9 protein-coding genes and 1 tRNA gene are annotated in these 21,542 nt (G+C 70.2%); 5 read left to right on the top strand and 5 right to left on the bottom strand.

The window, feature by feature from the left end:
• Positions 1-123: 123 nt before the first annotated feature.
• The 4 genes from NAM01S_RS36795 to NAM01S_RS27410 are packed head-to-tail and all read left to right on the top strand — an operon-like array spanning position 124 to position 17,646.
• The gene (locus NAM01S_RS36795; RefSeq protein ID WP_084483357.1) at positions 124-15,051 is read left to right on the top strand and encodes a non-ribosomal peptide synthetase; all 14,928 of its coding nucleotides are present in this window, start codon (positions 124-126) and stop codon (positions 15,049-15,051) included.
• Positions 15,048-16,019, top strand: a complete 972-nt coding sequence (locus tag NAM01S_RS27420) for a daunorubicin/doxorubicin resistance ABC transporter ATP-binding protein DrrA (protein ID WP_067790680.1) — start codon at positions 15,048-15,050, stop codon at positions 16,017-16,019. The genes NAM01S_RS36795 and NAM01S_RS27420 overlap by 4 nt, the downstream gene beginning before the upstream one ends.
• On the top strand, positions 16,016-16,834 hold the full coding sequence (locus NAM01S_RS27415; protein WP_084483356.1) for an ABC transporter permease: 819 nt from the start codon (positions 16,016-16,018) through the stop codon (positions 16,832-16,834). The genes NAM01S_RS27420 and NAM01S_RS27415 overlap by 4 nt, the downstream gene beginning before the upstream one ends.
• Positions 16,834-17,646, top strand: a complete 813-nt coding sequence (locus NAM01S_RS27410) for an ABC transporter permease (RefSeq protein ID WP_067790678.1) — start codon at positions 16,834-16,836, stop codon at positions 17,644-17,646. The genes NAM01S_RS27415 and NAM01S_RS27410 overlap by 1 nt, the downstream gene beginning before the upstream one ends.
• Before the next feature lie 38 nt (positions 17,647-17,684).
• Here the strand turns inward: NAM01S_RS27410 and NAM01S_RS27405 are convergent, their stop codons facing one another.
• Complete coding sequence (locus NAM01S_RS27405) at positions 17,685-18,212, bottom strand: helix-turn-helix domain-containing protein (RefSeq protein ID WP_218018470.1); 528 nt, start codon at positions 18,210-18,212, stop codon at positions 17,685-17,687.
• Positions 18,213-18,298: 86 nt separating this feature from the next.
• Between NAM01S_RS27405 and NAM01S_RS27400 the strand changes: the two genes are divergently transcribed.
• Positions 18,299-18,739 (top strand): hypothetical protein, encoded by a 441-nt coding sequence (locus tag NAM01S_RS27400; protein ID WP_067790675.1) that lies wholly within the window; start codon positions 18,299-18,301, stop codon positions 18,737-18,739.
• A gap of 6 nt (positions 18,740-18,745) precedes the next feature.
• On the opposite strand, the gene NAM01S_RS27395 is transcribed toward NAM01S_RS27400, so the two are convergent.
• The 4 genes from NAM01S_RS27395 to NAM01S_RS27380 form a co-directional block, all read right to left on the bottom strand.
• Entirely contained in the window at positions 18,746-18,970 is a 225-nt protein-coding gene (locus NAM01S_RS27395) for a hypothetical protein (protein ID WP_084483355.1), read from the bottom strand.
• Positions 18,971-19,005: 35 nt separating this feature from the next.
• On the bottom strand, positions 19,006-19,779 hold the full coding sequence (locus NAM01S_RS27390) for an HNH endonuclease family protein (protein WP_067790669.1): 774 nt from the start codon (positions 19,777-19,779) through the stop codon (positions 19,006-19,008).
• 713 nt (positions 19,780-20,492) lie between these two features.
• On the bottom strand, positions 20,493-21,164 hold the full coding sequence (locus tag NAM01S_RS27385) for a phosphate signaling complex PhoU family protein (RefSeq protein WP_067790777.1): 672 nt from the start codon (positions 21,162-21,164) through the stop codon (positions 20,493-20,495).
• 216 nt (positions 21,165-21,380) lie between these two features.
• Positions 21,381-21,454, bottom strand: a tRNA-His gene (locus tag NAM01S_RS27380).
• Positions 21,455-21,542: the final 88 nt, after the last annotated feature.

The following is a 21,542-nucleotide window of genomic DNA, read 5'->3' as shown; positions in this document are numbered from 1 at the left end:
GGAAGGCTCGTTCCCACACGAGTCGAAGCCCGTCGCGGGCGACAGCGCGCACACCCGTACGGGCATCGCGCGCGTCTCGACATGTTCTCTTCCGTCTTTTCCTGAGCCCAGCAGGGACCTTGTATGCCACAGCCGTCTCTCACCCCAGTGGCCGCGGCCGACCGGCTGCCCGCAGGCGCCTTTCCGCTCTCCGCGGCGCAGCGCGGCATCTGGTTCGCCCAGCACTTCGCGGGTGACACCCCGATCTCGATCGCGCAATACGTGGAGTTCCACGGGTCGCTGGACCTGGATCTGCTAGCGGATGTGGCGCGCCGAGCCGTGAACGAGTTCGGCAGCGGCTACGTTCGGCTGATCGAGGTGGACGGATTTCCCTACCAGGTCATCGATACCTCGCTCGAGGACGAGACCCTGCTGGTCGATCTGCGCGACGAGCCCGATCCGGTGGCCGCCGCGCACGCCTGGATGCGCGCGGAGTACACCGCGCCGCTGGATCTGCTGCGCGACCGGCTCGGCAAGTACGCCATGCTGCGCCTCGGCGACCAACACTGGTACTGGTACCAGCGCATCCACCACATTCTGCTCGACGGCTTCGGCGCGATGACCATGTTGCAGCGCATCGCCGAGCTGTACAACGCCGCGCTGGCCGACCGCGAGCCCCCGTTGAACAAGGCCGCCGACCTGCGCAACATTGTGGAAGCCGACGTGGCCTACCGGGATTCCGAGCGCTTCCAGGCCGACGCGCAGTACTGGCGCGAGCACCTCGCGGGCATGTCCGAGCCCGTCAGCCTGGCGGGCCGCGCGGCCGACGTGGACGCGCATCCCGCCCTGGTGGCCGGTGAATTGCCGTCGGCGACCGCCGAACTTCTGGACGCCGTGGCCAAGTCGGTGTCCTCGAGCATCGCGCCCGTGGTGGTGGCCGCGTTCGGCGCCTATGTCGGCGCGATGACCGGCGCGCCAGAGGTGGTGCTGAGCCTGCCCGTCTCCGGTCGCACCACCGCCGCGCTGCGGCGCTCCGGCGGCATGATCGCCAATGTGGTGCCGCTGCGACTGCCGCTCGGCGCCGAGAGCACCGTCGGGGGACTGATCAGGGCCGCGCAGGGCGAGCTGACCTCGGCGCTGCGCAGGCAGCGGTACCGCCAGGAGGACATCGTCCGTGACCTCGGCTGGTCGCTGGACGAGGCGGCCTCGTTCGGCCCGACCGTCAATCTGATGATGGTGGACACCAGGATTCAGCTCGGCGAGGTGACCGGCCGGATGCACGTGCTGACCTCGGGAATGATCGAAGACCTGTTCCTGAACCTGTATCCGGGCATGGGCGCGGAGAACACCCACATCGATTTCCAGGCCAATCCCAACCTGTACGACGACGAAGAGCTCACCGCGCAGCACCGCAGGTTTCTGGACTTCCTGCACCGCTTCCTGGCGGCGGGACCGGACGCGCCGCTGCACGCGGTGCCGGTGCTCTCGCCCGAGGAACAAGCCGAGCTCGAGCCCGCCCGCGGACCCGCGTCGGTGCCGCCGCGCACGCTGGTCGAGATCCTGGCGGACGGTGCCGCTGTCGACCCGGACGCGGTCGCCATCCGCGCCGACGGGACGTCGCTGACCTATCGCGCGGTCGAGTCCTACGCCAACCGCCTGGCGCGGCTGCTCATCGCGGCGGGTGCGGGGCCGGAAAACGCGGTGGCCGTGGCTATTCCGCGTTCCGTGGAGTCGGTGCTCGCGGTCTGGGCGGTGGCGCGCACCGGAGCCGCGTTCGTGCCGATCGATCCCGGGTATCCCGCCGACCGTATCGAGCACATGGTCGCGGACAGCGGTGTCGTCGCCGGGCTCACGGTGATGGGCGCGCGTTCGGCGCTGCCCGACCGCATCACCTGGCTGACGCTGGACGATCCCGAGACCGAAGAGGTGATGGCACACCAGGATTCGGCGCCGATCACCGATGCCGACCGGTCCGCCGCGATCCATCTCGACCAGCCCGCCTACCTCATCTACACCTCCGGCTCGACCGGCATGCCCAAGGGTGTCACGGTGACCCACCGCGGCTTGGCGAACCTGGTCGCGGGCTCCGGCGCGTCGTTCGGCGTGGACGCGAATGCCGTGGTGGCGCACGCGGTTTCGCCGAGCTTCGACATCTCGGTCGAGGAGCTGCTCGTCGCGTTCGCGGTCGGCGCGTCGATCGCCGTCGTGCCGCCGGCCGCCTACGCGGGCGAGGAATTGACCGAAGTGCTACGGGCGCACCGGGTCACGCATCTGAACGTAACGCCCGCCGTAGTCGGGTCGCTGGACCCGGAGACCCTTCCCGACCTGCGCACCGTCGTGGTCGGCGGCGACGCGTGCCCGCCCGAACTGGTGGCGAAATGGGCGGGCCGCACGCTGCTCAACGGCTACGGCCCCACCGAGACGACGATCACCGTCACCGTCAGCGCGCCGCTGGTGCCGCACGGTCCGGTCAGCATCGGCAGCCTGGCCCGCGGAGTGGTCGGTCTGGTGCTCGACCCGTGGCTGCGTCCGGTCGCGCCCGGTGTGGTCGGCGAGCTGTACCTGGGCGGGCCCGCCGTCGCGCGCGGCTACCACCAGCGCACCGGGCTCACCGCCAGCCGGTTCGTTGCGAACCCGTACGAGCCCGGCGGTCGCATGTACCGCACCGGTGACCTGGTTCGATGGCGGCGGCGCGAGGGCAGGCTGGAGCTGGATTACGCGGGCCGGGGGGACTTCCAGGTCAAGGTGCGCGGCTATCGCATCGAGCTCGGCGAGGTGGACGCGGCGCTGGAGCGGCAGCCGGAGGTCGAGTTCGCCCTGACCATCGGCGCGACCACGCCGAGCGGCGCCACCGCGCTGGTGTCCTACGTGCTCGGCGCTCCGGGTGTGGAGGTGCAGCCTGAAGCGCTGAAAGCGGCTGTGGGCGAACGTCTTCCGGCCTACATGGTGCCCGCGGTGATCATGGTGCTGGACAGCGTCCCATTGACGCCGGTGGGCAAAGTCGACCGCAGAGCTTTGCCCGCACCGGATTTCGGCATGCGCACCGAGGTGCGTCGCCCGCCGTCCACGCCCCGCGAGGAAACGATCGCGGGGCTCTTCGCGGAGGTGCTCGGCCTGGACGCGGTCGGCGTCGACGAGAACTTCTTCGCACTCGGCGGCGACAGCATCATCTCCATCCAGCTGGTCTCCCGCGCCCGCTCCGCAGGCCTGCGTTTCAGCGCGCGCGACGTGTTCGAGCGCAAGACGGTGGCCGCGCTGGCCGCCGTCGCCACCGACGCCGCCGACACCGCGGTGCTCGAACTTCCCGGTGGCGGTGTGGGTTCCGTCGAGATCACCCCGATCGTGCACGCGATGCTCGATCAGGGCCAGACCTGGGACCGCTACAGCCAGGCCGTCCTGATCGAGCTGCCGCCGGACGGCGATCGCGCGCGGCTGACCGCCGCGGTGCAGACGCTGATCGACCACCACGACGTCCTGCGCAGCACGTTGCGTCAGGGCGCGGACGGCTGGGAATGGGTTGTCGCGGAACCGGGTTCGGTGCGCGCGGCCGAACGCATCGATTCGGTCGTCGCGGGTGACGACCTCGAGGTGAGTTGCGAGTACGCCCTGCAGCGTGCGGCCGATCGGCTGGATCCGGCGGCGGGGGTTGTCGCGCGATTCGTTCTGGTGGAACCGAATTCGGCAGGCGGTGCGGGCATCGTCGACGCACCGGGGACCGGCACGACCGATGGGATCGGCGTCGTCATTCCCGGTGTCATCGGTGGTGTGGGGACCGGCGTCGACATGGGCGCTGCCGGTGGTGGTATCGACGCGGGTGGTGTTGCCGAGGACGGCCGTGGTGTGGATGTGCGCGCCGCCGGTGTTGTCGACTCTGCCGCTGGTGCCGCTGGTGCCGCTGGTGCTGCTGGTGGTGGCGGTGGTGTAGCCGGTGGTGGCCGTAGTGCCGATGCCAGCGCCGTCGATGAGGGCCCCGAAACCGATCCGCGCGCCACTGATTCGGTCGGCGCTGCCGATGATGCCGCCGGTGGCGGTGGTGGTGGCGTCGTCCACGATGGCCGTGGCGACGATGCACGCACCGACGGTGCTGTTGGGCTTGCCGGTGAGGCCGCTGGTGGCGGCGTGGGCGTTGCCGGTGGCGGCGATGGCGTGGCGGGTGGCCGTAGTGGCGATGCGCCTACTGCCGGTGCTGTCGGCGGTGCTGATGATTCGGCTGGTGGTGGGGTTGCCGGTGGCGGCCGCGGTGGCGATGTGCGCGCTGCAGGTGCTGGCGGGATTGCCGACGATGCCGCTGGTAGTGGCGTGGCCGATGCGGTCCGCGTCGCCAGTGGTGGCGGTGGTGTCGTCGATGGTGGCCTTAGTGGCGATGCGCGCGCCACCGATGCTGTCGGCATTGCTTACGATGCCGCCGCTGGTGGTGGCGGCGGTGGAGTCGTCGAGGATGGGCGTGGTGCCGATGCGCGCGCCGCCGGTGAGGGCCGGGGTACCGATGCGCGCGCCACTGATGCGGCTGGCGTTGCCGATGATGTCGTTGGTGGTGGCGCCGATGGCGGCCGTGGCGCCGATGCACGCACCGCTGATGCGGTCGGTGTTGGCGACGGAGATCATGGCATAGCGGAGGGCACCAGGCTCTGGTTGGTCCTGCACCACTTGGTAACCGATGGCGTTTCCTGGCGAATTCTGTTGCCGGACTTGGCCACCGCTTTCTCCGGCGGCGAGCTGGAGCCCGTCGGCACCTCGTACCGCCGCTGGGCGCACGCGAACGTCGAGCAGGCGGGGGCGCGCGCCGCCGAACTGCCCGTGTGGCGGCGGGTGCTCGCCACGCCGGACTCCCCGCTCGGTGCGCGAGCGGCGGACCCCGCGGTGGACACCGTGGCCACCGCGGCCGAGGTGCGGACCACCGTGCCGGTGGACGTCGCGACCGCGGTGCTGGACACGGTGCCCGCGCTGTTCAACTGCGGCGCCGACGATGTGCTGCTCGCCGCGCTCACCATGGCGGTGGCGCGATGGCGGAGCAGGTCCGGCGCACTGTTCACCCTGGAGGGGCACGGGCGTGAGGAGTCGGTGCTGCCCGGTGCGGACCTCGCGCGCACGGTCGGCTGGTTCACCAGCGTGTACCCGGTCGCGATCGATCTCGCGGGCATCGACTTGGACGACGCGTTCGCGGGCGGACCCGCGGCCGGTCTCGCGATCAAGGCGGCGAAGGAGCAGTTGCGCGCGATTCCCGACCGCGGCGTCGGATACGGCATGCTGCGGTACCTGAATCCGCGGACCGCCGGCGAACTGGCCGCCGCGCCCACCCCGCAGATCAGCTTCAACTACCTCGGTCGCGCCGCGGGCGGACCCGAAGGGCCGTGGCTGCCGAGGCGATTCGCCGCGACGCAGGACGACCGCGCGCCGCTGCCCGCCGTCGTGGATGTCAACGCCATCATGGGCGCCGCCGGCTTGGAGGTCACCTGGGCATACGCCACCGAGCTGTTCGACGAGGACGACGTCCGCGCCTTCGCCGAACACTGGGCGACGGCGCTGGCGGCGCTCGCCGACCACGCGCGGACGACCGGCGCGGGTGGCCACACCCCGTCGGACTTCCCGCTCACCACGGTGACCCAGCGGCAGATCGAGGGTTGGGAGCGTACCTACCCGAACCTGGCCGACGTCTGGCCGCTGTCGCCGCTGCAATACGGCCTGCTCTTCCACGCCATGTACGACACCGACACCGCCGACGGCTACACCGTGCAGACCCGGCTCACCCTGGCGGGCCGGGTGGACGCCGCCCGGTTGCGCGCCGCGGCGCAGGTGCTCGTCGACCGGCACGAGAACCTGCGGGTCGCGTTCGTCGAGACCCCGGACGGCCCGCGCCAGCTGGTCCTCGCCGACGCCGAAGTGCGCTGGCACGAAACGGATCTCACCCATCTCGCCGAAGAATCGCAGCGCTCGAGTGAACTCGACCGGATCCTGGCTCTCGACGCGAACACCCGCTTCGACCTCACGCGCCCCCCACTCCTGCGCTTCCAACTCATCCGCACCGCCGACGACACCTACACCCTGCTGATGACCAACCACCACCTGGTGCTGGACGGTTGGTCAACCCCACTGCTGGTGCGCGAGCTCCTGACCGTCTACATCGCCACCGGCGCAGGCGCGACCGCCACGGACGTACTGCCCCCCGCCCCCTCCTATCGCGCATTCCTCGCCTGGCTCGCCGAACAGGAAGCCGCCGAGCGCATCCCGTCCCCAGCCGAACCGAGCATTGGCGCTGCCGCACCCAGCGCCGCAGGTGAACCACGCACCGCCGCAGCGGAACCCGGTGCTGCCGCAGCGGAGCTGGGCGTTGCCGCAGCGGAACCGGGCGTCGCGGCCGAGCCTGGCGTTGCGGTGGCCGAGCCGAGCGCCGTGGGTGGACCGCATGCTGCCGCAGCAGAATCCGGCGTTGCCGCAGCCGAACCGAGTGTCGCGGCCGAGCCCGGCGTTGCGGCGGCCGAGCCGGGCGCTGCCGCAGTGGAGCCCGGCGTTGTCGCGCCCGGGCCGAGTGTCGCAGCGGAACCGGGCGTCGCGGCCGAGTCCGGCGTTGCCGCGGCCGAGCCGGGCGTTGCTGCTGCCGAGCCCAGTGCTCCGGGTGAACCGCGCGCTGCCGCAGCGGAACCCGGCGTTGCCGCAGCCGAACCAAGCGTCGCGGCGGCTGGGCCGGGCGTCGCGGCCGAACCTGGCGTTGCGGCGGCTCAGCCCGGCATCGCGGCCGAACCTGCTGTTGCGGCGGCCAAACCGAGTGCCGCAGCGGAACCGGGCGTCGCAGCGGAACCTGGTGCTGCCGCCGCCGAGCCGAGCCTGACCGCAGCGGAACCCGGCGCCGCCGCTGAAGCCCCTGGCGTCACCGTGGCCGAGCAGCCGGCGGCGGAGAGCGCCCCTGCGGGTGCCGAGGCGCAGGTGGCCGATCTCGAACGGGCCGCCGAGATGATCACCGACCCCGCGAGTTCCGCGTCCATCGCCGCGTGGCGCGAGGCGCTGGCCGGTATCGACTCGCCGACCCGCGCCGTCCCGACGCTGGCGGGTATTCAGTCCACCGAGTCCGGCATGGTGTCCTTCGATCTGCCCGCCGAGACCATCGCCCGATTGGAGGCGACGACTCGTGCCGCGGGTGCGACCGTGAACACGGCCGTCCAAGCGGCGTGGGCGCTGCTGCTCGCCATGCTGACCGGGCGCACCGATGTGGTGTTCGGTGGCACGGTGTCCGGCAGGCCGCCGCAGCTGGCCGGGGTCGAGGACATGGTCGGTCTGTTCATCAACACGCTTCCGGTGCGGGTGCGGCTCGATCCTGCGGAGCGGGTAGCGGATCTGCTCGCCCGCGTGCAGACCGAGCAGGCCCGGCTGCTGGACCACCAGCACGTGGGACTGGCCGCGATCCACCAGGCCGTCGGTCTCGCCGAATTGTTCGACACCCTCACCGTTTTCGAGTCGTATCCGATCGACCGCGAGGCGCTGTCGCAGTCGCTGGACATCGCGGGCATGCGGATCCTCGACATCGAAGGGACCGACGCGACGCCGTATCCGTTGAACCTCATGGTGATTCCGCTGCACGGGATGCCCGGCGAGCCGGGCGACAAGCTGCGGGTCACGGTGAAATACATGGCCGACCAGCTGGCGGAGCACGCCGCGCGCAGGCTGCTGGACCGGTTCGTCATGCTGCTCGAACAGATCGCCGAGCACCCGGAGATCGGCGTCGCGCGGTTGCAGCACTGCGACGCCGTCGAGCGCGCCGCCCTGCTCCCTGTCCACGGTCCCGATTCGGTGCCGCAGCGCACCCTGCCCGAGATCCTCGCCGCGGGCGCCGCGGTGAATCCCGATGCCCTCGCGGTCAGTGCGAACGGCGACACCATGACCTACCGCGAGCTCGACGCCTGGTCGAACCGATTCGCCAGGGTGCTGCTGCGCCGCGGCATCGGCGCCGAGGTCTTCGTCGTGCTCGCGCTGACCCGCTCGGTGGAGTCCGTGGTCGCAGTGTGGGCGCTGGTCAAGACCGGCGCGGCGTTCCTGCCGCTGGACCCGAACTACCCCGTGGAACGGATCGAGCACATCCTCACCGATTCCAAGGCGCCGATCGGCGTGACCGTGCGCGCCACCGGCGAGACCCTGCCGAGCACGATCGACTGGCTGCTGCTCGACGACATGAACACCATCCGCAGGGCGATGACGGTGCCGGACGGACCGATCACCGACGAGGAGCGCGGCGGCGCCATCCGGATGGACCAGGTCGCCTACCTGATCTACACCTCCGGCTCCACCGGCAAGCCGAAGGCGGTGCTGCTCAGCCATCGCGGCGTCGCGAATCTCACGACGGCACAACGCGAATCGATGGACCTGGACCACACCACAAAGGCCTTGCAGGTCGCCTCGCCGAGCTTCGACGCGTCGGTCTTCGAGCTGCTCACCGCGCACGCGGTCGGCGGACACCTGGTGCTCTCGCCGCCCGAGGTCTACGGCGGCGAAGAGCTCGAGCGCCTGTTGCGCACCGAACGGGTCACCCACGCGGTGATCACGCCGTCGGTGCTGGCCACGATGGACCCGGCCGGTCTCACCGACCTGCGAGTCCTCTCGGTCGCGGGCGAAGCCGCCGGACCCGAGCTGACCGCGCAGTGGGCGGTCGGCAGACGCATGCTGAACCTCTACGGCCCAACGGAATTCAGCATCTGGGCGACCGGCCCCGGCGAGCTGGAGCCCGGCGAGCTCGTCACCATGGGCGGACCGATCCGCGGCGCCGCGGTCATGGTGCTCGACACCTGGCTGCGCCCGGTTCCGGTCGGGGTCGAGGGCGAGCTGTATTTGGCCGGTCCCGGAATCGCGCGCGGCTACTTCAACCGCTTCGGCATGACGGCGGCCCGCTTCGTGGCGAACCCGTACGGCGCGCGCGGCGAGCGGATGTACCGCACCGGCGACATGGTGCGCTGGGTCGAATCCGACCGCCATGGCGGGCCGGTGCTGGAGCTGGAGTACCTGGGCCGCAGCGATTTCCAGGTCAAGATCCGCGGCCTGCGCATCGAACTCGGCGAGATCGACGCGGTGCTCGCCGCCGACGATCACGTGGAATACGCCGCGACCGTCGGCATGCCGGGCCCGGCCGGTGAGACCGTGCTCGTCTCCTACGTGGTGCTCAGCGACGCGGGGCGCGAATCCCTCGGCAAGGCAGCGGAATACGACACCGAACGGCTGCGCTCGCGTATCGCGGGCGCGTTGCCCGGCTACATGGTGCCCGGCTATCTCATCGTGCTGGACGAGGTCCCGTTGACGCCGGTCGGCAAGCTCGATCGCAACGCGCTGCCCGTGCCCGATTTCGCGGCCTTCCTGCGCCGGTACCTGGCGCCGCGCACACCGGTCGAGCAGGCCGCCGCCGAGGTGTTCGCGGAGGTGCTCGGCACCGAGCGGGTCAGCATCGACCACTCGTTCTTCGAGCTCGGCGGTAACTCGCTCAGCGCGACCAAGGTGGTGGCCAGGGTCAACGCGGCGCTCGGCGCGACGATCGCGCTGCGCGACCTGTTCGACGCGCCCACGGTCGCGCAGCTCTCGGCGCGGGTCGTCCCCGCGGCGGCGGGGGAGCGCGCCCGCTTCGCGCTCGCGCCGCGCATCCGGCCGGACCGGATCCCGCTCTCGCCCGCCCAGCAGCGGATGTGGGTGCTCAACCGGCTCGATCCGACCTCGCCCGCCTACAACATCGCGGTCGCGCTGCGCCTCAGCGGTGACCTGGACGTGGCGGCCATGCAGCGCGCGCTGCGCGCGGTCGTGGACCGGCACGAGAGCCTGCGCACCATGTACCCGGCCGACGCGGAGGGCCCGCGCCAAGTCGTCCTCACCGCCGACGTGGCCACCCCGGAACTGCGCGCGATCGACACCGAACCCGGTGCGCCGCTGCGCGATCGGATCATCGAACTGGCCGGTGTCGGCTTCGATCTGGTGGCCGAGCGGCCGCTGCGGGTCGGCCTGTTCCGCCTGCGCACGGCCGAAGGCAACGGCCGGGCGACACCGGTGCACGTCGTCGTCCTGGTGGTGCACCACATCAGCGCGGACGGCGCGTCGATGGCGCCGCTGGCCACCGACCTGATGACCGCCTACGCCGCGGGCACCATGGGCCAGGAGGCGTCCCTGGCCGCGTTGCCGGTGCAGTACACCGATTTCGCGCTGTGGCACCGGGAGCTGCTCGGCGACGAGTCCGACCCGGAGTCGCTGGCTGCCAGGCAGATTCGCTTCTGGACCGAAACCCTGTCCGGCGCACCGGATCTGCTCGAGCTGCCCGCCGATCGTCCGCGGCCCGCGGTGCAGTCCATGCGCAGCGCGGACCTGGATTTCGCGGTCGAGCAGCCACTGCACCGGGCCATGGCCGAACTCGCCGCGGACACCGAGGTGAGCATGTTCATGCTCGTGCACGCCGCTCTCGCGGTGCTGCTCGCCCGCCTCGGCAGCGCCGCCGACGTGGTGATCGGCACCGCCGTCGCCGGACGCGGGGAAGCCGCGCTGGACGAGATGGTCGGCATGTTCGTCAACACCCTCGCGCTGCGCACACCTGTCGACCCCGACCGGTCCTTCCGCGATTTCCTCGCCGACATCCGCTCTTCGGATCTCGACGCGTTCGCCAACGCCGACGTGCCGTTCGAACGCCTGGTGCAGGTGCTCAACCCGGCCAGGTCCACCGCGCACCACCCGATCTTCCAGGTCTCGCTCTCCCTGCAGAACTTCGTCGAGCCCGCGCTCGAACTGCCCGGACTGCGCATCGCGGTGGAGGACCTGGATCGCGACGCCTCACAGTTCGACCTGACCCTGGACCTGCGCGAGCGCTACGACGGCGGCGAGCGGGCAGGCATCGACGCCACGCTGACCTACGCCACCGACCTGTTCGACGCGCCGACGGTCGACACCCTCGCCCGCCGGTGGCTCGCGGTGTTGGCCGCGGTGGTCGCCGACCCGGAACAGCGCCTCGGCGACATCGATCTGCTGGTGCCGCTGGAGCGGGCCGAGTTGGTGCCCGCGAGCGGACCGGAGTCCGCCGGGGTGCGCACGCTGCCCGAGGTGTTCGCCGCGACGGCGGCCGCGTACCCGGAGCGGCACGCGGTGGTCGCCGCGGGCGCGACCACGACCTACCGTGAATTGGCGTCCCGCGCAGCCCAACTCGCCCGCCTGCTGATCGAGGCGGGAGCCGGTCCGGAGACGGTGATCGCGCTCGGGTTGACCAGGGGCGCGGAGCTGCTGGTCGGCATGTGGGCGGCTGCCGCGGCGGGCGCGGCGTTCCTGCCGGTCGACCCGAAGCATCCGGTGGACCGCATCGAGCACATGCTCACCGATTCCGGCGCGGTGCTCGGCCTCACCGTTGCCGCGCACCGGCCGCAGCTGCCCGCGGACACCCGGTGGCTGGTCCTGGACGACCCCACCTTCGCCGCCCGCTGGCGCGGCGCCGACGACACCCCGCTGCGCGCCGAGGAGCCGCGCGCACCGATCCGGCCGGACCATCCGGCGTGGATGATCTACACCTCCGGCTCCACCGGAACCCCCAAGGGCGTCACGGTCTCGCACCGCGGCATCGCCGATCTCGTGGTGGCGCAACGCGAGTCGCTGGCGCTCGACGAGCACGCGCGCGTATTGCAGGTCGCCTCACCGAGTTTCGACGCGTCGGTGTTCGAGGCGATCATGGCCTTCGGCGCGGGCGCGGCCTCGGTGGTCGCGCCGCCGGAGGTGTTCGGCGGGGACGCGCTCGCCGAGCTGATCGAGGCCGAGGGCGTCACCCACGCGGTGATCACGCCGTCGGCGCTGGCCACGGTGGATCCGGCGCGGGTGTCGAGCCTGCGGGTGCTTGCCGTCGCAGGTGAGGCGGTCGGCGCGGAGCTGGTGGAGCGGTGGGCGCAGGGTCGGACCATGGTCAATCTGTACGGTCCCACCGAATCCACCATCTGGGCAACGGGTTCGGGTCCGCTGACGGTTGGCGCGCCGGTCACCATCGGCGGTCCCATTCGCGGCGCGTCGGTGCTGGTGCTCGACGGGCGGCTGCACCCGGTGCCGGTGGGCGTCGCGGGCGAGCTGTACCTCGCCGGACCTTCGTTGGCGCGCGGCTACCATGCCCGACCTGACCTGAACGCGACCCGCTTCGTCGCGAATCCGTATGGCGCGCAGGGTGAACGGATGTACCGAACCGGCGACCTGGTGCGCTGGATCGCCGACGGCGAACTGGAATACGTGGGCCGCACCGACTTCCAGGTCAAGGTGCGCGGGCAGCGCATCGAACTCGGCGAGATCGACGCCGTGCTCGGTCGCGCCGACGGCGTGGACTTCGCCGTGACGCTCGGTGTCCGCGGACCGTCCGGCGCCACCGCGCTGGCCGCCTACGTCGTTCACGAATCCGGCGTGGAGCTGGACGTGGAGCGGCTGCGCGCGCACGCCGCCGAGTCACTGCCCGGATACATGGTGCCCTCGGCCTTCGTCGTGCTGGACGCGATTCCGCTCAACGCCGTCGGCAAGCTCGACCGGAAAGCGTTGCCGGAACCGGTGTTCGCGGACGACCGGACCGAATACGTCGCCCCGCGCACGCCCACCGAGCAGACACTGGCGGCGGTCTTCGCCGAACTGCTCGGTCGCGAGCGGGTCGGCGTCGAGGACTCCTTCTTCGCGCTCGGCGGCGACAGCATCCTGGCCATCCAACTGGTCTCCCGTGCCAGGCAGGGCGGTGTCACCATCACGCCGTTGCAGGTGTTCGAGCACCGCACCGTCGCCGGGCTGGCCGCCGCGGCCGACGCCGCGGGCGAACTGGTGGTGCTCGAGGAACTGCCCGGCGGCGGCGTCGGCGACATGCCGCTGACGCCCATCGTCCGGTACATGATCGAACGCGGCGGAGACTTCGACCGTTTCGCGCAGACCGCGGTGCTCGAGCTGCCCGTCGGCATCCGCCCCGAGCAGCTGACGGCGACCGTGGCGGCCGTGGTGGACCGCCACGACATGTTGCGCGCCAGGCTGTTCCGCGCACCCGACTGGCGGCTGGAGGTGGCCGAGCCGGGCAGCGTCGACGTGGCCGGGCTGATCCGGCGCATCGAGTTCGCCGCCGACGCGGACACGGTCGACCTGCGCGAATACGCGCTCACCGAACTGGAATCCGCGATGAACCGGCTGGACCCGGCGCGCGGTGTGGTGTTGCAGTTCCTCTGGCTCGACCCGGTCGGCGAGGCGGGCGACCGCAGCCGCGCCGGTCGTCTCATCGTGATCGCGCACCACCTCGTCGTGGACGGCGTGTCCTGGCGGATCCTGGTGCCCGATCTGATGGCCGCCTGGGCCCAGGTCTCCACCGGTGCGACGCCGGTGCTCGCCGAGACCGGGACGTCGATGCGCCGCTGGTCGCACGCGCTCACCGAGGAGGCGCACCGGCCAGAGCGGGTCGCCGAACTCGGCTACTGGCGCGACCTGATCGACGGGCCCGATCCGCTGATCGGCGGACGGGAACTCGATCCGGCCGTCGATCAGGCGGGGGAGTTGCGCATGGTGGAGGCGGAGGTCTCCGAGGAGGTCACCGCGGCGCTGCTGACCACGCTGCCTGGGCTGTTCCATGGCGGCGTCGAGGACGCGCTGCTCACCACGCTGGCGCTGGCCGTGCACAAGTGGCGCGCCACCGCCGACCGCAGCGTCCTGGTCCGGCTGGAAGGCCACGGTCGTCAGCAGGAAGTGATTCCCGGCGCGGACCTTTCCCGGACCGTCGGCTGGTTCACCAGCATCTATCCCGTGCGCCTAGACCTCGGCACGGTGGACGTCGACGAGGCCATGGCGGGCGGACCCGCACTGGGGCAGGCAATCCGCGCGATCAAGCACCAGCTGCTCGCCGTGCCGGACAAGGGCATCGGGTTCGGTCTGCTGCGCTACCTGAATCACGAGACCGCCGAACAGCTTCCGCGTCGTCTCCCGGGCCGGGTCGCCTTCAACTACCTCGGCCGCTACGCGACCGGCGAGATCCCGCCTGGCCTGGAGGGACTCGGCTGGCTGCCCACCGACGAACTCGGCGACCTGCCCGCGACCGAATACCCGAACGTGCCGCTGCAAGCCGAGATCGACGTCAACGCCGTGGTTCTCGGTGACCGGTTGCGCGCCACCTTCGGCTTCCCCGAGACGCTGCTCGACCGCGCCGAGGTGGCCGAGCTGTCCCGCCTCTGGATCGAAATGCTCGGTGTCGCCGCCGAATTCGCTGTCACGCCGGAAGCGCGCGCCGCCGGCGCCGAGGAGGAGCGGGCGATGGCCGAACTCGCCGCCGCGGCGGCGCAGCCGGCGCCGGGCACCGCGCTCGGCCTCGACGTGCTGCTCCCGATCCGGCTCGGCGGCGACGAACCCGCGCTGTTCTGCATCCATCCGTCGTCCGGAATGGCTTGGACCTATTTGGGTTTCGCGGAGGCGCTCGCGCCGGGCCGCCCGATCTACGGCCTGCAAGCGCCGGACCTGAGCGGTCGCGAACCGTCCGTGCGCAGCATCGAGGAGTTCGCCGAACGCTACGTCCGCGAGATCCGCGCCGTGCAGCCGGAAGGCCCGTACCACCTGCTCGGCTGGTCGTTCGGCGGGCTCATCGCGCACGCCATGGCCACCCGGCTCGAGCAGGAGGGACTGCCGGTCGGCGTGCTCGCCCTGCTCGACGCCGACACCGCCGACATCGACGGCGACAGCATCGAACCGCTCACCGCGGGCTCGTTCGTCAGCACGTTCGGCGCCGTGTTCGGCATCGACGACGTGCCCGCCGACGCGACGGCGCAGGACGCGGCCGCGCTGATCGCCGAGCGGACCGGCGGCGTCGCGCTGGTGGACGCCGACACCCTGGAGCGGATGGCAGGCTCCTACAACGCCTCGGCCCGAACGAGGACCGGATATCAGCGTCCCGTCTACCACGGCGACGCCCTGTATCTCAGTGCCACCGTGGACACTTCGGACATCTTCGGCCCGGAGGGCTGGCGTCCGTACATCACCGGCGCGATCACCAATCACGACGTCGAGGTCACCCACGACGAACTGACCGCACCACACGTGCTGCCCGTCATCGCGCGTGTGCTCGACGAGCATCTTGGAGGCATGCAGTGAACGACAGCGGAGTTGTGGTGGAGGGCGTGGAGAAGTCCTTCGGTGAGGTACGGGCCCTGCGCGGTGTCGACTTCACGGCCGCGCAGGGCGAGGTGCTCGGCATCCTCGGCCCGAACGGCGCGGGCAAGACCACCATGGTCAACATTCTGTCCACGCTCATCGCGCCCGATCGCGGCCGCGCCATGGTCGCCGGGTACGACGTGGTCGCCGACCCGGCGGCCGTGCGCCGCTCGATCATGCTGACCGGCCAGTTCGCGGCGCTGGACGACATGCTCAGCGGCTACGAGAACCTGGTCATGTTCGGCAGGCTCATGGGCCTGCGCAAGGGAGCCGCGCGCGCACGCGCCGACGAACTGCTCACCGAGTTCGACCTGGTCGACGCCGCGAGCAGGCGGGTGGGCACCTACTCCGGCGGCATGCGCAGGCGCATCGATATCGCGTGCGGACTCGTCGTCCGGCCCGACGTGGTGTTCCTCGACGAGCCGACCACCGGGTTGGATCCGCGCAGCAGGCAGGGCGTGTGGGATCTTGTGTCGAGCTTCCGCAAGCACGGCATCACCACGCTGCTCACCACGCAGTACCTCGAAGAGGCCGACGCGCTGTGCGACCGGATCATCGTCATCGATCACGGCGTGGTCATCGCCGACGGCACCGCCGACGAACTGAAGTCGCGCACGGGCGGCAGCTACTGCGAGGTGGTCCCACTCCGGTTGGAGGATCTGCCCGCCATCGCCACCGCGCTCGGCTCGCTGCTGCCCGAGGAGAACCGGGCCGCGCTCACTCCCGAGTCCGACCGCCTCGCGATTCCCGCCCCCGAGGGAGCCAAGACGCTCGCCGAGGCGCTGCGGCGCTTGGACTCCTCCGGTCTCGAACTGGTCGACATCGCCCTGCGGCGTCCCTCGCTCGACGACGTGTTCCTCCAGCTCACCGGCCACCTCGCCGTCGCGGAAACCGGAGAAGTCGGATGACCGCCGGGGCCTGGCTGACCGACACGCGCGCCACCCCGATCCGCGCGCAGCAGTGGTGGGTGCTGACCACGCGGCTGGTGACGCCGTCGATCAAGACCGGCGAAGTGCTCAGCTCCATCGTCGCGCCCGCCGCCTTCACGGCCAGCTTCTACATTCCGCTCAAGACGGTGATGACCGTCATCGGCACCGGATTCAGCAGCTACGCGCAGTTCATGATGCCCATCGTCATCCTGCAAGCCTGCGCGTTCACCGCCATCGGCGCGGCCTTCCGTTCGGCCACCGACGCCGTCTCCGGGCTCGACCGGCGCTTCGGCTCGATGCCGATCGGTCCGCTGGTGCCGATGGCGGCGCGCATGTCGGGCAACGTGTTCCGGCTGCTCATCGCGATCGCTGCGGCGCTGGTGTGCGGGCACGTGATCGGCTTCCGCTTCTGCCTCGATGCCTGGCACACGCTCGGGTTCCTGGCCTTCTCGCTGCTCATCGGCGTCGTGTTCACGCTGGGCGCCGATGTCATCGGGACGGCGGCCAAGAGTCCGGAGGCGACGACGCAGGCGCTGGTGTTGCCGCCGTTGATCCTCGGCATGCTGTCCACCGGGTTGGCTCCCGCGTCCCAATTCCCCGAGTGGATCCAACCTTTCGTGCGCAACCAGCCGGTCTCGCAGTTCGTCATCGCGCTGCGCGCGCTCGCGGGGGACACGAAAGCCAATGCGGGCGAGGTGACCTGGGCGCTGATGGGTCCGCCGCTGCTGTGGGCGGGGGCGATCGTCGTCATCTGCCTGCCGCTCGCGCTGCGGCTCAGCAAGAGGAGGGCGTGATGGTACTGACAACGGAACGCGGGACGCTCGCGCACGGCGAGACCTCGCCGGTCTCACTGCTGCGGCACACCGCGATTCAGACGCAACGCCTGCTCCTGCGCTGGTCGCGCAATCCGGTGGCGCTGCTGGAAACCCTGATCATCCCGTGCCTGCTGCTGCTGATGCTCGACATCGTCATCGGCGGGCAGATCCAGAAGTTCTCCGGCACCGACGCGCTGTACGGTTCGGTGCCGATGGTGGCCGTCGTCGGCGCGCTGAGCGGTGCGGTGGCCAGCGGCGTGATGCTCGGGCGGGAGCGTGACGCGGGCCTGCTCGCCCGTTTCTGGGTGCTGCCGGTGCACCGCTCCTCGGGGTTGATCTCGCGCATTCTCGCCGAGGGCTGCCGGATCCTGCTCGGCACGCTGGTGGTGATCGTCGTCGGCCATCTGCTGGGTTTCCGCTTCCAGCAGGGGTTCGTGCCCGCGCTGCTGTTCGTGTTCATTCCGGTGCTGTTCGGGCTGGCGTTCGCGACCATGGTCACCGCCATCGCGGTGTTCACCGCGAAAGCCACGCTGGTGGAGAGCGTTACGATCCTCACCTCGCTGCTCATGTTCTTCAGCACCGGCTTCGTCCCGCTGATCGCCTTCCCCCAGTGGATTCAGCCGGTGGTCCGCAACCAGCCCATGTCGGCCGCGGTGGACAGCATGAAGGCCCTCTCCCTCGGCGGCCCCCTCGCCCGCCCTCTCACCCTCACCTTCCTCTGGTCTCTCGGCGCGATCATCGTCTTCGCCGTCCCCGCCGTCATCGGCTACCGCCGAGCCAGCCGCCAGTAGCTCCCACACACCGTTCATACGCCTCACATAGGCACCGGCTATGTGAGGCGTGTGGTGGTTGTGTGGGAGCTAGGGGAGTCCGGCGCGGCGCCTTCGGTGAGCAGCTCGAAGGCGCCGTTGGCGGCGACGAGCACGCCGTACGGCCGGACCACGACCGCCGGATACGGCAGGTGGCCTTCGAGTATGCGGTCGAGCGCCTTCCGTACCGGTGTCAATTCTGGTGTATCCAAACGTGATTCGGCGAAGACCGGCGCGTAACCCGCGGCAAGCAGCAGACCGTTGCGCTCGCGCAGCGAAAGCTCTAGCGACTCGGCGAGACGCACCACCATGGTGCGCCCGGGGCGGGAACGGCCTTGCTCGAGGAAGCTGAGGTAGCGCTGGGTGGTGTCGGCCCGGATGGCCAGATCCAGCTGACTCACCCGGCGCAGGGTCCGCCATCGCTTCAGCTGGTGAGCGAACGCGCCGGGCTGCGGGGCTCTCGTTTGCTGCGCCGCCGGAACCCCGAGCGCCGGTGGTCGGGGTGGCTTCGCCGCTGGGCGCTCGGGTGGCTGCACCACGGTGGTCATTCGTCCTTGATATCGGACCCGCCGAGGCCGCGCCATACCCTGCGGGGAATCGCCACGGGACCGCGCGCTCACCAGACTCGGCTCCCATGAGCACCCACGATGACAAAGAACTGACCCGCTTCGCCGAACGCTACGTAGCACTCTGGAACGAACCCGACCCCGCAGTGCGCCGCGCGGCTATCGATGAACTCTGGGCCGTCGACGGGGCCCAGATACTGGTCGATCCGCCCGAACCGGTCCGCGCCGCCGCGACCGACCTGGCCGTCCCGATCCCGTCGTTCGAGGCGCGCGGCCGCGAAGCTCTGGACCGCAGGGTGAGCCGCGCCTACGAGATGTTCATCGCCCCTGGCGAACACGTCTTCGCACCCCACGGCAACCCTGTCCGCCTCACCCCGAACCTCATCGGCCTCGGCTGGGCAATGGTGACCCGCGCCGACGGCACCGTGCAAGGCGGCGGCTACGAAGTGATCGCGCTCGACGAGGAGGGCCGAATCCGCCTGAACCACCAATACATCGGCCTCGACTGAGACCGATCAGGCTTCGAAGAACAGGAGGTTGCCCGCCGCGTCGCGCTTGCCGAGGTCGGCTTCGATGGCGGTGGCCAGTTCGGTGGTGGTCGACCACGTGCGTGGGGGATCGCCGTCGAGGTTGCCGATGGTGAGCCAGGTGTCGGTGCCGCGGTAGCGGACCAGTCCTTTGCCCGAGTCGTCGACGGTGACATCGAGATCGCCGGACACCGTCCCTTCCTCCTCGGTCATGACGGCGGCCTTGTCGGAGATCTCGATGACGTCGATTATCTGAACCCTCCTTGGCGGACGCAGTCGTCGATCGCGGTGCGTAACGCGGACTGTTCGGCAGGATCAATGGTCAGACCGTATTTTACTTTGACCGTGAGGTAGCGCTCGATATAGCCACACCGGAAAGTTCCCGGCGGCAGGTAGTTCGCGGCGTCCTGATCACCCTTCGACCTGTTGGCCGTCGGGTCCGAGGCTTCGAGGTTGACGGCGTCGTTGGCGATGCGGCGGCGAGTGTCCTCGTCGAGCGCGGCGGCGCCGGACCGCCAGGCCTCGGCCAGCGCGACGATGTGCTCGGCGTCGACGCCCGAGGAATCGGTGATCCACTTGTACTCTTTGAGCTGCCCGCTCTTGCGGTCGAGGACTCCGTATTCGTCGCGCCAGCCGCCGTCGGGCCCGACCGTGAGCGCGCAGGTCTTCGGATCGAGCCGGACCGTGCCGACGGAGTCGCGCAGCAGCATCACTTCCCGGGTGGTGCAGCGACTGTACTGCGCGAAGTCGGCGCCGAAACCGTGCTCGGGCTTGTTCGGATCCCAATGCGGGAACTTCTCGCGGCTGTAGCCGGTCATCGGAGCTTCCTGCGCCACAGCCAGTTTCGCGAGCAGGTCACGAACGTCCTTGGCGGTGGCGGAGGTTTGGCCGGGTGCGGCGGCGGGCGGCTGACTGTCGCCGTCGGTCCACTTGTCGAGGACGGTGATGGCGAGGGTCAGCAAGAGCGTGAAGACGATCGGCGCGACAACGGCGACGACTTTGCGGGACGAACTCCACTTCACAGCGATCCCCCGTCGAACGGGGCCGATGTGGCACTACCGGCCAACGGGCACAAGAGGAACGACTGCCTGGCCGTGAGCTTCATCGAGTTGTTTCCTAACGCCTACCTCGTCCAATTATCGCGGGCGCCAAGATACCTGTCTCGACTATGTCGGAATGCCAACGCCGCGTATGAGGTTCGGCACACCGGAAACGCTGGACCACCCCTGAGCCGCCGTGCCGGCGCCGGCCCAGGGGTGGCGAGCCACGAACGATGTCGTCCGCGTGCGCGCGGGCGTGCGGTTGTCCAGGCCACTTTCGCACCGCGCGACACCACGGGGCTGATGAGGGGTAGGTCCCGAGGTGAAGCTCCGCACGAGGAGATCTCGTTCGTGACGTTCGAGGGGCTCGCTCAGCGCGAGCCGCGGGTCGGGATGCGGTCGTGCGCTGGTTTCCGGCGTCGCGTGTCGATCCGCGCCGATGGCCGATCCACGATGGGTCCTCCGTCCCGACCTCGTTGTCTACGTAGCCAGATAGTAGATACTCCGCGACCGCTTGGCAACCTCCATTGGAAACTCACAACTGCCAGTACGTTTCGGAGAGGCGCCCATGCACCTACTGCGTTGCTACGGAAAACAACGGGTGGTCGGCGTCTTCGAACTCACGACGTGGGCGAGCGGGTGTCCCGTGTTGTGGCGAGCGTCACCGGACATCCGGGCTCGGTGCGGGATTCGGCTCAGTCCTCGTCCGGGTCGGCGTCCGCGGGCTGCGCCATCGGCGGAACTCCCGTGTCCAGGAACCGGATCAGCCGTTCGATGCGCGTGGTGTGGTCGACGCAGCGCTCCAGATGGTTTCCGAGCAGGGCGAGGTCGATGGCCGCCCCGGCGGGTTGCGCGCCCTCCGGATCGGTCAACGCCGCGTGCAGCCTGCCCCGTAGTTCGGCGAGCGTGGCGTTGACCGGTTCGGCGTCGGCGGACTGGTGGGCGGTGGCGACGGCCTCGCCCGCGAGTGCGGTGCGGTGCGCCGCGAACTTGCCGAGCTCGGCGAGCACGTCCAGGATCGGTTGCGGCGCAACGTAGTTCGGATGGCTCCGGTACACCTGGTCGGCGACACGGCTGGTCAGCCAGCCGATACGGGACAGCTCGTTGGCGATCTGGATCGCCGTCACCACGTGCCGCAGATCCCTTGCCACCGGCGCCTGCAACGCGAGCAGCACCACCGTCCGTGCCTCGCACGCGCCGAACATCTTCTGTAGCTGCTCGTCGAGGGCGAAGACCTCGTAGGTGGCGGTAAGGTCGGCGCTGGCGAGAGCGTCGTTGACTCGCTCCACAGCGTCGTGGGCGAGTCGGCACATCAGCGTCAGATCATTGGTCAACGCGTTGAGCTCGTGGGTGAACTGGGTCCGCACCGGCAAATTCTCGCCTATGGTGGGGCGCGCGGGGAAACGATTCGCGCTGCCCGCCAATGGGTTATCGGCTCCATCGGTGGATGCCATCCGCGAAACCGGCGCTGCACAGGGCAAATAGCCGTTGAGCATAATTCGACGGAATGGAACGCGTGGCATCGCGAATGGCGTCAGCCCCTGAGCCGTTGGCCACTCCTTCGCGTAGGTCGAAGGAGAGAGGGTGAGTGACGGGGTTCGAACCCGTGACCTCCTGGACCACAACCAGGCGCTCTGACCAGCTGAGCTACACCCACCGCGCACGGCTTCCGCGTGTGGCCACGGTAGCGACCAAGCGCCATGACCCGCCAGCGATTTTCGCCGCGCCGCACCTCGCCGCGCAGT

The organism is Nocardia amikacinitolerans NBRC 108937 (assembly GCF_001612615.1).
Lineage (GTDB): Bacteria > Actinomycetota > Actinomycetes > Mycobacteriales > Mycobacteriaceae > Nocardia > Nocardia amikacinitolerans.
This window is presented reverse-complemented; position numbering and strand designations above follow the sequence as displayed.

Bases quoted from the DNA above. Each gene is read 5' to 3' on its own strand.
- NAM01S_RS36795 (WP_084483357.1), top strand. From the start codon at position 124: ATGCCACAGCCGTCTCTCACCCCAGTGGCCGCGGCCGACCGGCTGCCC.
- NAM01S_RS27415 (WP_084483356.1), top strand. From the start codon at position 16,016: ATGACCGCCGGGGCCTGGCTGACCGACACGCGCGCCACCCCGATCCGC.
- NAM01S_RS27410 (WP_067790678.1), top strand. From the start codon at position 16,834: ATGGTACTGACAACGGAACGCGGGACGCTCGCGCACGGCGAGACCTCG.
- NAM01S_RS27405 (WP_218018470.1), bottom strand. From the start codon at position 18,212: ATGACCACCGTGGTGCAGCCACCCGAGCGCCCAGCGGCGAAGCCACCC.
- NAM01S_RS27400 (WP_067790675.1), top strand. From the start codon at position 18,299: ATGAGCACCCACGATGACAAAGAACTGACCCGCTTCGCCGAACGCTAC.
- NAM01S_RS27395 (WP_084483355.1), bottom strand. From the start codon at position 18,970: ATGACCGAGGAGGAAGGGACGGTGTCCGGCGATCTCGATGTCACCGTC.